12 protein-coding genes, 2 tRNA genes and 1 pseudogene are annotated in these 10,414 nt (G+C 28.8%); 6 read left to right on the forward strand and 9 right to left on the reverse strand.

The genetic code is table 11. The features are described from left to right. The first annotated feature begins 76 nt into the window (after positions 1 to 76). From WAO74_RS13910 to WAO74_RS13920, 3 genes are all read left to right on the forward strand, one after another. Entirely contained in the window at positions 77 to 289 is a 213-nt protein-coding gene (locus tag WAO74_RS13910) for a hypothetical protein (RefSeq protein WP_422162869.1), read from the forward strand. A 156-nt stretch (positions 290 to 445) separates the two neighbouring features. Continuing rightward, positions 446 to 2,473: a VWA domain-containing protein gene (locus WAO74_RS13915; protein WP_422162871.1), complete on the forward strand. Its 2,028-nt coding sequence runs from the start codon at positions 446 to 448 to the stop codon at positions 2,471 to 2,473. Between the two features lie 64 nt (positions 2,474 to 2,537). Further along, positions 2,538 to 3,368: a prohibitin family protein gene (locus WAO74_RS13920; RefSeq protein ID WP_422162872.1), complete on the forward strand. Its 831-nt coding sequence runs from the start codon at positions 2,538 to 2,540 to the stop codon at positions 3,366 to 3,368. A gap of 230 nt (positions 3,369 to 3,598) precedes the next feature. Here WAO74_RS13920 and WAO74_RS13925 read toward each other — a convergent pair whose 3' ends face one another. The 3 genes from WAO74_RS13925 to WAO74_RS13935 form a co-directional block, all read right to left on the reverse strand. Further along, entirely contained in the window at positions 3,599 to 4,402 is an 804-nt protein-coding gene (locus tag WAO74_RS13925) for a carboxypeptidase-like regulatory domain-containing protein (RefSeq protein ID WP_422162874.1), read from the reverse strand. A 68-nt stretch (positions 4,403 to 4,470) separates the two neighbouring features. Further along, a tRNA-Leu gene (locus WAO74_RS13930) sits at positions 4,471 to 4,554 on the reverse strand. A 41-nt stretch (positions 4,555 to 4,595) separates the two neighbouring features. Then, positions 4,596 to 4,668, reverse strand: a tRNA-Lys gene (locus WAO74_RS13935). 94 nt (positions 4,669 to 4,762) lie between these two features. Between WAO74_RS13935 and WAO74_RS13940 the strand changes: the two genes are divergently transcribed. Beyond that, positions 4,763 to 5,278, forward strand: coding sequence for a shikimate kinase (locus WAO74_RS13940; protein WP_422162876.1), 516 nt, complete (start codon positions 4,763 to 4,765; stop codon positions 5,276 to 5,278). Here WAO74_RS13940 and WAO74_RS13945 read toward each other — a convergent pair. Next, positions 5,270 to 5,773 carry a phosphoribosyltransferase family protein gene (locus tag WAO74_RS13945; RefSeq protein ID WP_422162878.1) on the reverse strand — a complete coding sequence of 168 codons (504 nt, stop codon included), beginning with the start codon at positions 5,771 to 5,773 and terminating at the stop codon, positions 5,270 to 5,272. The two genes, WAO74_RS13940 and WAO74_RS13945, sit on opposite strands and share 9 nt — an antisense overlap. Beyond that, positions 5,770 to 6,150, reverse strand: a complete 381-nt coding sequence (locus tag WAO74_RS13950; protein ID WP_422162879.1) for an RNA-binding S4 domain-containing protein — start codon at positions 6,148 to 6,150, stop codon at positions 5,770 to 5,772. The genes WAO74_RS13945 and WAO74_RS13950 overlap by 4 nt, the downstream gene beginning before the upstream one ends. Before the next feature lie 80 nt (positions 6,151 to 6,230). On the opposite strand from WAO74_RS13950, the gene WAO74_RS13955 reads away from it, so the two are divergent. After that, entirely contained in the window at positions 6,231 to 7,148 is a 918-nt protein-coding gene (locus tag WAO74_RS13955; protein WP_422162880.1) for an FKBP-type peptidyl-prolyl cis-trans isomerase, read from the forward strand. A gap of 73 nt (positions 7,149 to 7,221) precedes the next feature. Here WAO74_RS13955 and WAO74_RS13960 read toward each other — a convergent pair whose 3' ends face one another. From WAO74_RS13960 to smpB, 4 genes are all read right to left on the reverse strand, one after another. Then, the gene (locus tag WAO74_RS13960) at positions 7,222 to 7,818 is read right to left on the reverse strand and encodes an outer membrane beta-barrel protein (protein WP_422162881.1); all 597 of its coding nucleotides are present in this window, start codon (positions 7,816 to 7,818) and stop codon (positions 7,222 to 7,224) included. 40 nt (positions 7,819 to 7,858) lie between these two features. Then, positions 7,859 to 8,815 carry a transketolase family protein gene (locus tag WAO74_RS13965; protein WP_422162882.1) on the reverse strand — a complete coding sequence of 319 codons (957 nt, stop codon included), beginning with the start codon at positions 8,813 to 8,815 and terminating at the stop codon, positions 7,859 to 7,861. Between the two features lie 116 nt (positions 8,816 to 8,931). After that, entirely contained in the window at positions 8,932 to 9,510 is a 579-nt protein-coding gene (locus WAO74_RS13970; RefSeq protein ID WP_422162883.1) for a Maf family nucleotide pyrophosphatase, read from the reverse strand. After that, entirely contained in the window at positions 9,503 to 9,970 is a 468-nt protein-coding gene (gene smpB / locus WAO74_RS13975) for an SsrA-binding protein SmpB (RefSeq protein ID WP_422162885.1), read from the reverse strand. The genes WAO74_RS13970 and smpB overlap by 8 nt, the downstream gene beginning before the upstream one ends. Positions 9,971 to 10,060: 90 nt before the next feature. On the opposite strand from smpB, the pseudogene WAO74_RS13980 reads away from it, so the two are divergent. Continuing rightward, positions 10,061 to 10,414: pseudogene (locus WAO74_RS13980) on the forward strand (deoxyribose-phosphate aldolase); the annotation flags it as partial.

The raw sequence follows: 10,414 nt of genomic DNA on the forward strand, positions 1-10,414 counted from the left end.
AAACATTGCGTATATCTAATTTTTAGAGAAACAGCTTTATAGATGCTGTATCTTTGTAGTGTTAAAACTTAATACTATGGAAACCTTACAATTAACTAAATTACAAGAAGATGTTATTTCGGTTCTAAGAACTGAACATTTAACGAGTTTCGAAATTTTAAAGAGAGTAAACAATGCACAATTAATATTAGTAATTTATAATAATATTGATGAATTAAAAAGCATGGGTATTGTAAATAGTTATTCAAAAAATGACATAAAATACCATTATTTAACACATTCAAATTAAGAAAAAGCCCGACTAAAAATAAAACGATAGTAAGTCTAAACCTCTAAAATTACCCCTTAAGTATAAAACCCTTTTTTTAGTAACCTACAACATTTAACGTTGTAGGTTTTTCTGTTAAAAACGATATGTATATCTTTCGCAATAAAATTAAATAAATTGCAAACACATTTTATTGTTTATGCTATTTTAGCATTGCTATTAAGTTTAACAGTTGCTTATTTACAGTATTATTTTAGGTTAAAAAATAAAATTAAACCAACACCTATATTATTTGTTTTAAAGTCTTTAAGTTTATTTTTATTACTTTTATTACTTATAAATCTTAAAATAAACGAAACAGAAACAACTGATATTAAACCTACTTTATCACTTTTAGTTGATAATTCTAATTCCATTTCTTTTTTTAAAGAAAGCAATAATTTACAAGCATTTATAAATGAACTGGAAAATAATAATGAGTTAAAAACTAAATTTTATTTCAAAAAATTTAGTTTTGGTAATTCTTTAAAAGTCATAGACACACTTTCTTTTAAGGACACTCAAACTAATATTTCTAATGCGATTATCGGAATTAACGAACTCCAAAAAAATAAAATCTCTCCTATAATTTTATTAACGGATGGTAACCAAACTATAGGGCAGGACTATGAGTTTGTAAGTTCTAAGCAACCTATATATCCTGTAGTGTTTGGAGATACTACTAAATATACAGATGCTAAAATTGCGCAATTAAACGTTAATAAATATAGTTATATAAAAAATAAATTTCCTGTTGAAATTATTTTAAATTTCGAGGGAAATGAGAGCGTTTCTACTCAATTAAACATTTTTAGTGAAGGGAAATCTGTATTTAGAAAAAATGTTGATTTTTCGGGTACAAAGAAATCGGCTACAGTTATTGCTAATTTAACTTCTAATAAAGAAGGTTTACACTTTTATACAGCCTCAATTTCCAAAATTGTAAATGAGAAAAATATTAGAAATAACACAAAAAGTTTTTCTGTTGAAGTAATAGATGAACAAACAAAAGTTTTAGTGATTACTTCAGTGTTGCATCCAGATTTGGGTGCTCTAAAAAAATCGATAGAAAGTAATAAACAACGTTCAGTAGAAATTTATAATGTTGATGATTTTAAGGGTCAATTAAACGATTATCAATTAACGATTCTCTATCAACCAAACAACAAGTTTGATAAAATAATAGCTCAGATAAACCAAGAAAATAGTAATTGTTTCTTTATTTCTGGTGTAAATACAGATTGGAATTTTATCAATGAAAAACAATTAGGTTTTCGAAAAAACACCATCAATCAAACAGAAAATTACAGTGCCATTTTTAATGATAGATTTTTAACTTTTTTACAAGAAGATATTGGTTTTGATAATTATCCACCTTTGAAAGATAAATTTGGAGAAATAAATATTTCCAGAGAGCATCAAACGTTGATCTTTCAAAATATTAATGGAGTTCGAACACAGCAACCTTTATTATCAACTTTAGAAGTCAATAATCAAAAAAGTGCCATTTTGTTGGGAGAAGGAATTTGGAAATGGAGAGCAGCAAGTTTTTTAAACACGAATTCATTTGAAGATTTTGATAATTTTTTAGGGAATTTGATACAGTATTTGGCATCTAACAAGAAGCGAGATCGTTTAGAAGTGAATACAGAAAGTTTATACCCTGCAAACTCAACTATAAATATTTCAGCTTTTTATACCGATAAAAATTATCAATTTGATGCAAGAGCATTCTTAGAAATTTCTATAACAAATTCTGAAACGAAAGAGGTTTTAAAAATCCCTTTTTCTTTGGTAAATAATTCTTATCAAACAGAAATAGAAAATCTGCCTTCAGGAGATTATAGTTATCAAGTTTCGGTTTCTGGGCAAAACATCAACAAATATGGCAGATTTAAAATAACCGATTATCAAATTGAAGAGCAATTTACAAATGCTAACATAGAAAAATTACAAAAACTAGCAGACAAAACAGGAGGGAAGTTGTTTTATAAAAATAAATCTGATGAACTTACCAAAGAACTATTAGAAAATGAAACTTTTTATACGGTTCAAAAATCATCTATAAAAGAGCAAAATTTAATTGATTGGAAATGGATTTTGGGACTAATAATTATTTTATTTACTTCAGAATGGTTTATCAGAAAATATTATGGCAAAATTTAAAAGAGTTATTCATTGTTGTTCATAAATAGAAGTCGTAAATTTGATAAAATAAAAAATAATAAAAATGGCAAATAATCAAATGGATATAAAATTCCCAAAAGGAGGAGTTTTACTTGTTATAATTGTAATCGCAGTAATAATTTTATTCTCTAAGTCTACAGTAACAATAGGCCCTGGAGAAGGTGGTGTAATTTTCGAAACCTTAGGAAGTGGTATTAATACAGAAAAATCTTATGGTGAGGGTTTTCATATTGTAGCTCCTTGGAATAGAATGATTGTTAGAAAAGTGCGTCAGCAATCTATTTCTGATGAAATGAACGTACTTTCTGTAAACGGATTAGAAGTTAAAGTAAGTGGTACAATTTGGTACGAACCAGAATTTGCGAATTTAGGTTTGTTAATTAAAACGAAAGGAGAAGATTATGAACGTGAATTGCTAGATCCAGCAATTAATGCAGCAGCAAGAAGTGTTGTTGGGCGTTATACACCAGAACAATTGTATTCAAGTAAAAGAGATGTTATTGAGCAAGAAATTTTAGATGAAGTACAGAATGTTTTAAAAGGTCAGTTTTTATTGGTAAAAAGAGTTTTGGTAGAAGATGTTAAATTACCAAGTACCATTAGAATAGCAATTGAAACCAAACTAAAGCAAGAGCAAGAATCTTTAGAATACGAGTTTAGACTGTCTAAAGCTAAGAAAGAAGCTGAAAGACAAAAAATTGATGCAGAAGGTAAAGCAGTTGCAAATAAAATTTTGAGCGAATCTTTAACAGATAAAATTTTACAAGAAAAAGGAATTAGTGCTACTTTAGAACTTGCTAAATCTACAAATAGTAAAGTTGTTGTAATTGGTTCTGGTAAATCTGGAATGCCAATCATATTAGGAAATCAATAAGAATACCTAATTTTTATAAAACATAAATCCAGCTGAAAAGCTGGATTTTTTTTATTTAGACTTCAAATCTTAAATTTCTGTTAAAGGATAAAAAAAAATGTAACTTAAAGCATAGTGATGCGTCTTATTTGCATACAACTAGAATCTTTAAAAGATATTTAGTTGGCATTAGTTAGTTTTTAATAGTTGATTAGAGCCAAGAGCAAATTTTGTTTTTGGCTCTTTTCATTTTAATTTTTAACAGGTATTTTATCGCGCTCAATCTTACCTTTTTTCAAAGCTTTATAATTTTCATAACAATCTAAAACAGCTTCTATCATTTGTAAATCAGAGGCTTTTTTAATAAAATAATCAGAGTAATTACAATCTGTCAGCAACTCTGTTAATTCTTGTCTATCCATTTCTAGATATTCCATCATTACTTCCCTATCAAATTTACCTGACAACATTTTACGTAAATCGTCCTCTTTTTTTAGCTTTTGAAGTTTCTTAAGTTGTTTTGGCTTTTTACCAAAATGATTGTATAAAAAGTCTACAGGTTGAAATAAAGCTGCAATAGGTGAGGAGAAGTTCTTTTTTTCTGGCTTACCAACTTCATAAGTTTGTGGCAATCCATTAATATGAATTCTCGTAAATCGATCTTTGGGCACCATTTTAACATCTATTTCCAAAACACCAATTAATTGGGTAGATTTTATAACTACCTCTTTCACTTCTTCTGGCTTTTCGAACAATGCAATTTCCAGTTCATTGCCTTTTAATAAATCGTTGGTAATTTTTAACTTAATAGAAGAAAAACCTAAATAAGAAACTAAAATAGTATCATTAACCCTTGTTGGCAACTCAAAATAACCTTTTTCATTCGTTATAGTTCCTTGCACCGTATTCAAATTCAAAACATGAGCAGCACTTAAAACTCTATTATTGTCAGCATGAATTACTTGTCCTTTTAGTATTTTAATTGGAATACTATCGTTTTGAGAAAATGCACTTACAGAAAAAAGTAAGCACAAAATAAATAGATTTTTTTTCATAAAAACAAAATTAATAATAATCCTTTATTCAAAGGTTAATATTTTGTGAAGAAGTTATTTTTTTTAAGTGCGCACGAGAAGATTCGAACTTCCACAAACTTACGTTTACAGCCCCCTCAAGGCTGCGCGTCTACCAATTTCGCCACGTGCGCTTTTAAACTAAAAAAGTTAAGCAAATTGCTCAACTTTTTTGTGACCTGGTTGGGATTCGAACCCAAGACCCTCTCATTAAAAGTGAGATGCTCTACCAACTGAGCTACCAAGTCTAAATTAGGAAGGTGTAAATATACTACCAAACTATGGAAGTAGAAATATAAAATTGAATAAATTTTCTCGATATTTGCTTAAAAATATCAGAGAATGAAAATAGTGTTATTAGGGTATATGGCTTCTGGAAAATCTAGCATAGGTAAACGTTTATCGAAAAAAATGTCGATTGAATTCATAGATTTAGACGATTACATCATTGAAAAAGAGAAATCGAGTATTTTAGATATTTTTAAAAATAAAGGAGAAATTTACTTTAGATTGATAGAAAATAAATACTTAAAAGAAATACTTGCTAAAAACACAAACTTTGTTCTCTCTGTAGGTGGAGGAACTCCTTGTTATGCCAACAATATGGAAGAAATCAATCAAGAATATGTTACTTCAATATATTTAGAAGGGAACCTGAAAACATTAGTAAAAAGATTGATAAAAAAGAAAAGTAAGCGTCCTTTAATTGCCTCTTTAAGTGATGATCAAATTCCAGAATTTGTAGCAAAACATCTTTTTGAAAGAAGGTTCTTTTATGATCAAGCTAAAATGAAAGTAAAAATAGATGATAAATCTAAAAAAAAGGTAGCCAAAGAAATTAAAAAATTATTACACTAAATAAGCTTTAGATTCTTTTTCAGAAAACTCCACTTGAATATGTTCTTTTGTAGAAGTTGATAACGATATTCCTTTAAAATCTGCTTTTACAGGGTATTTTTTATGATTTCTATTTACAAGTACAGCCGTTTTAAATCTTTTTAAAGGAACTTCTAAAAAATGCTTTACGCCGTAAATTAATGTGGTTCCAGAATTTAAAACATCGTCAACTAAAACAAGAGATTTATTTTTATATTCATCAATTTCTAGAGAAGTTGTGATTTTTTCTAGTGGTTTTTTCTTATTAATATTCACCTTACAAATAATTACACTTAACGTTGAAATCTCTTTAAGTACTTTGGTTAATTTTTCTGCAAAAATATAGCCATTACCAATAATACCAGCTACAATAACCTCTTTTTCGCTACTATTACTTTCATAGACTTGATAAGCAATTCTCTTTATTTTTTGATCAATTTGAACTGCATTTAAAATAATGTTTTTTTCTACTTTCATATGTTTTCTGTAGTATCTTCTTGATAGCCTTCAATATCTCTTCTGTCTTTTTTAGTGGGCCTACCAGAACCTTTTTTTCGATAATAATCTTTCGCAAACTTTAAAAGTTCGGTTTTTTCGAACTCTTCTTTTGGTGTAATATCTTTTCTGTATAAATCTACTAATTTTGCACCAACTCTGCTACTAGGTAAATCTAAAACTTTTAATTTATAATTAATTTGGTCTTTTCTTATGGTAATTAATTCATCACCAAAGACTTCTTTAGATGGTTTTACACTTTTATCTTCTATTTTAATTTGCCCCTTTTTACAAGCAGTAGTTGCTATGCTGCGCGTTTTAAAAACACGAATGCACCATAAAAATTTATCGATTCTCATAAAAAAAGTTAAAATATACTTTTTGTCTTTTTACAAAGGTATAAAAATGGTAAATTGCGCCCTAAATTTTTACAAGTTATATGACTAAAATAAAAAACATATTTGCACTATTAATTTTTAGTGTTGTATTATATGCATGTGGTGATGACAATGCTTTTGTGAACCCTTTTGCAAATATAGATCATGAGGCTTTAGCTTTATCTGATAACGATTCTATAGTTAAATTCTTAAAAAACTTTTACTATGATGCAAATTTAGATTCAGTAAAAAAATTAGAAACTGGAAAAACAGCACTTTTTGATGAAAATTCGAAGCTAAAAGTGATGAATGTTACAGAAAATGAGATCGACTACAAACTTTATGTTTATGTAATTAGAGAAGGAAATTATGCTCCAGATCCAGATAAAGGTTTTCCAACCAAAGTAGATTCTGTTTTTGTAAATTATGCTGGATTTACTTTTGGAGGAACAGGTTTCGATGATACACCATTCGATTCTAACACAACAGGAATTTGGTTTAACTTAACTTCTGTTATTCGTGGTTGGACTTATGGTTTTACGAATTTTAAGGGAGGAGAGTTAAAGAAAGATGCAAATGGAGGTCCTTTTAACGGACCATTAACCTTTTTAAATGGAGGTAAAGGTATTATATTTATTCCTTCAGGATTAGGATATCCTTCTTCAAACACACAAAATTATAGTAGTTCTTTAGTAAATTTAAATTTAATGTTTACTATAGATTTGTTAACGATTGTGCCAAACACAGACCATGATAATGATGGTGTACCCTCTATAAAAGAAGATTTAGATGGAAATGGTATTGTAACTGATGATGATACAGATGAAGATGGTTTGCCAAACTTTTTTGATACAGATGATGATGGTGATGGAATACTTACAAAAAATGAAGATGCCAATAATGATGGAGATCCAACAAACGATTTTAGCGATCCTAATAATCCAACATTACCAGATTATTTAAATCCTGATATAAAATAACAGGAATTTAGATTCACAAAAAAAGCTCTTGAAAATTTTTCAAGAGCTTTTTTTGTTCAGTTATTTTATATTTTTATAAACCTAAAGACAAACCAAAAATAATTTGATTGGTTCTATTATCAACTCTAGAAGTATTTGCAAATCTTGCTTCAGATTCAGATAATCCTCTTTCCCATCTTACATCAATACCTAATTTACCAAACTCTACTCCAAACCCCATTTGTAAACCCACAGAGAATTTATCAAAATCATCTGTTGATAAACCTCCGAAAGTAATGTTATCGTCTAAAATATATTGAAAAGAGGGTCCTATAAAAGCATTTGCAAAACCTAAAAATTTCTTACCAAGTAAAACAGGAACATCTAATTTTTTAAAAGAATAAGATTCTGTATTCGCTTGTTGCTCAAATTCTGTTTTTACTTGCGTGTAAACTATTTCTGGTCTTAAATACAATCCAATTAATGGAATATCTCCTCTAAACCAAACACCTGCATGAAAACCAGTTTTAGCGCTTGCACCATCTGCAACAATATTATTTGTTGCATCTTTAAAGGAACCTTCTCCATTATTATTATAGTTTAAACCTCCTTTCAATCCAAACTCAATTTGTGAATATGTAATCTGACTTAAACCTAAAGTCAAAAACATGAATATCATTATTTTTTTCATTTTCTTATAATTTAAATTTATTTGTTGAATTATATAAACGTTATCTTTTTCTTGAAATTACTTTTTTAACCGCTTTTACAATCGCTTTTGCATCTAAACCATATTTTGCCATCAATTGTTCTGGAGTTCCAGATTCTCCAAAAGTATCGTTAGTACCAATAAATTCTTGTACTGTTGGTAAGTTTAAAGACAATGTTCTTGCAACACTTTCGCCTAAACCTCCAATAATATTATGTTCTTCTGCTGTAACAATACAACCTGTTTTAGCCACAGATTTTAAAATAATAGCTTCGTCTAAAGGTTTAATAGTATGAATGTTAATTACCTCTGCAGAGATTCCTTCAGCTTCTAATTGTTCTGCAGCTTGTAAAGACTCCCAAACCAAATGACCTGTTGCAACGATCGTAACATCTGAACCTTCTGTTAATTGTATTCCTTTTCCAATTTCAAATTTAGCATCTGCAGGCATAAAAACTGGGACTTTTGGTCTTCCAAAACGTAAATAAACAGGTCCATCAAAATCTGCAATGGCAATAGTTGCTGCTTTGGTTTGGTTGTAATCACAAGGATTAATTACGGTCATTCCAGGTAACATTTTCATCAATCCAATATCTTCTAAAATTTGATGTGTTGCACCATCTTCTCCTAAAGTAACTCCTGCATGCGATGCACAAATTTTTACATTTTTACCAGAATAAGCTACAGATTGACGAATTTGATCATAAACTCTACCTGTAGAAAAATTAGCAAATGTACCTGTAAAAGGTATTTTACCACCAATGGTTAAACCAGCAGCAATGCCAATCATGTTTGCTTCTGCAATACCTACTTGAAAAAATCTTTCAGGATTTTCTTTGATGAATTCATCCATTTTTAAAGACCCAATTAAATCTGCACATAAGGCAACTACATTTGGGTTTGTTCTTCCTAACTCAGTTAATCCATCACCAAAACCAGAACGTGTGTCTTTTTTTTCTGTATACGTGTATTTTTTCATTATAAAGTATATGATTTGTAAAATTTGCGTAAAAATAAACTTTTATTTACGCTTATAAAAAGGAAAAAGGGAATTAGTAAAAAGACTTTTTAACAGTTTGTGATAAAGTCTTAGGTTTAAAGCTCCATTAATGCTTCATAAAGTTTATGAACGGGTAAGCCTGCAACATTAAAATAGCTTCCTTCAATTTTATGAACGGCTATAAATCCAATCCATTCTTGAATTCCATAAGCTCCTGCCTTGTCAAAAGGGTTATAATTTTTGATATAATAATGAATTTCATCATCCGTTAATTCTTTAAAAGAAACCGTAGTTATATCGTTAATAATTTTCTGGAAGCACTTACTTTTTATACTGATCGATGTAATTACTTCGTGTTTTTTGCCTGACAAATCCTTTAGCATTTGAAAGGCTTCAGTTACATTTTTAGGTTTCCCTAATGCTTTATTTTCTAACCAAACTATGGTATCTGAAGTAATTAGTAGATCTTTATCAGATAAATTGGTAAAAGGTTTAGATTTTAAATCGGCTAAAAAATCGGTAATTTCTGTTCCCTGTAATTCTTGCTGATACATCTCTTCTACTTCTTTTAACTGTATTATAAAATCGATATCCAAGTCTTTAAAAAACTGCTGTCTTCTTGGAGATTTAGAAGCTAAAATAATATTGTAATTTTTAAGTTTTTCTCTAAGCATTAAAGCTTTTTTTAATTCTTGCCATATCTCTTTTATTGGCTCTATCTTTTAAAACTTCACGCTTGTCATGTGTTTGTTTTCCTTTCGCTAAAGCTATTTCTAGTTTGGCAAAACCTTTATCATTAATAAATAGTTTTAGAGGCACAATGGTATTTCCTTTGGCTTCTACATCTTTTTTTAAACTACGTAATTCTCGCTTGTTTAAAAGTAATCTACGTTCGCTTTTTGGGTTGTGATTAAAATGATGACCAAACATATATTCTTGAATATACATATTTATAATAAACAACTCTCCACGTTCGTTAAATTCGCAAAAACTCTCTGTAATTCTTGCTTGGCTTAGTCTAATAGATTTAATTTCTGTACCTGTTAACTGAATTCCAGCAACATATTTGTCTAGAATTTCATATTCGAAACGTGCTTTTTTATTCTGTATGTTTATTTTTTTCTGAACAGTCATGGACTGATTTTTTAAATTTATGCAAAGATACATTTTTACTTTGGGCAAAGAAATGTAATTTTGGACTCTCTATTAACAAAACAAAATTTAATGAGGTATCTTTTTTTAGTTTCTATTCTTTTCTTGTTTTCCTGCAAAAAATCGGAAACTGAATTGACAGCTCAAGAAATAATCGATAAAACAATAGTAAGTTCTGGAGCTGATAAAGTTTCAAATTCAAAAATTACGTTTCAATTCAGAAACATAAAGTATTTGGCAACAAGAAAAGATGGAAAGTTTTTATATTCTAAAGAGTTTGATTCTATAAATGATGTTTTAACAAATACCGGTTTTCAAAGGTTTATAAATGGAAAAGAAGCCGAAATTGATGATGATTTGGTCACCAAATACAGTAATTCCATAAACTCAGTTCACTATTTTTCTGTATTACCTTATGGATTAAAT

The organism is Polaribacter sp., from assembly GCF_049276715.1.
Taxonomy (GTDB): domain Bacteria; phylum Bacteroidota; class Bacteroidia; order Flavobacteriales; family Flavobacteriaceae; genus Polaribacter.

What these genes read in the sequence shown, in the direction of transcription:
- WAO74_RS13910 (WP_422162869.1), top strand. Translation starts at nt 77, where the DNA reads ATGGAAACCTTACAATTAACTAAATTACAAGAAGATGTTATTTCGGTT.
- WAO74_RS13920 (WP_422162872.1), top strand. Translation starts at nt 2,538, where the DNA reads ATGGCAAATAATCAAATGGATATAAAATTCCCAAAAGGAGGAGTTTTA.
- WAO74_RS13925 (WP_422162874.1), bottom strand. Translation starts at nt 4,402, where the DNA reads ATGAAAAAAAATCTATTTATTTTGTGCTTACTTTTTTCTGTAAGTGCA.
- WAO74_RS13940 (WP_422162876.1), top strand. Translation starts at nt 4,763, where the DNA reads ATGAAAATAGTGTTATTAGGGTATATGGCTTCTGGAAAATCTAGCATA.
- WAO74_RS13945 (WP_422162878.1), bottom strand. Translation starts at nt 5,773, where the DNA reads ATGAAAGTAGAAAAAAACATTATTTTAAATGCAGTTCAAATTGATCAA.
- WAO74_RS13950 (WP_422162879.1), bottom strand. Translation starts at nt 6,150, where the DNA reads ATGAGAATCGATAAATTTTTATGGTGCATTCGTGTTTTTAAAACGCGC.
- WAO74_RS13955 (WP_422162880.1), top strand. Translation starts at nt 6,231, where the DNA reads ATGACTAAAATAAAAAACATATTTGCACTATTAATTTTTAGTGTTGTA.
- WAO74_RS13960 (WP_422162881.1), bottom strand. Translation starts at nt 7,818, where the DNA reads ATGAAAAAAATAATGATATTCATGTTTTTGACTTTAGGTTTAAGTCAG.
- WAO74_RS13965 (WP_422162882.1), bottom strand. Translation starts at nt 8,815, where the DNA reads ATGAAAAAATACACGTATACAGAAAAAAAAGACACACGTTCTGGTTTT.
- WAO74_RS13970 (WP_422162883.1), bottom strand. Translation starts at nt 9,510, where the DNA reads ATGCTTAGAGAAAAACTTAAAAATTACAATATTATTTTAGCTTCTAAA.
- smpB (WP_422162885.1), bottom strand. Translation starts at nt 9,970, where the DNA reads ATGACTGTTCAGAAAAAAATAAACATACAGAATAAAAAAGCACGTTTC.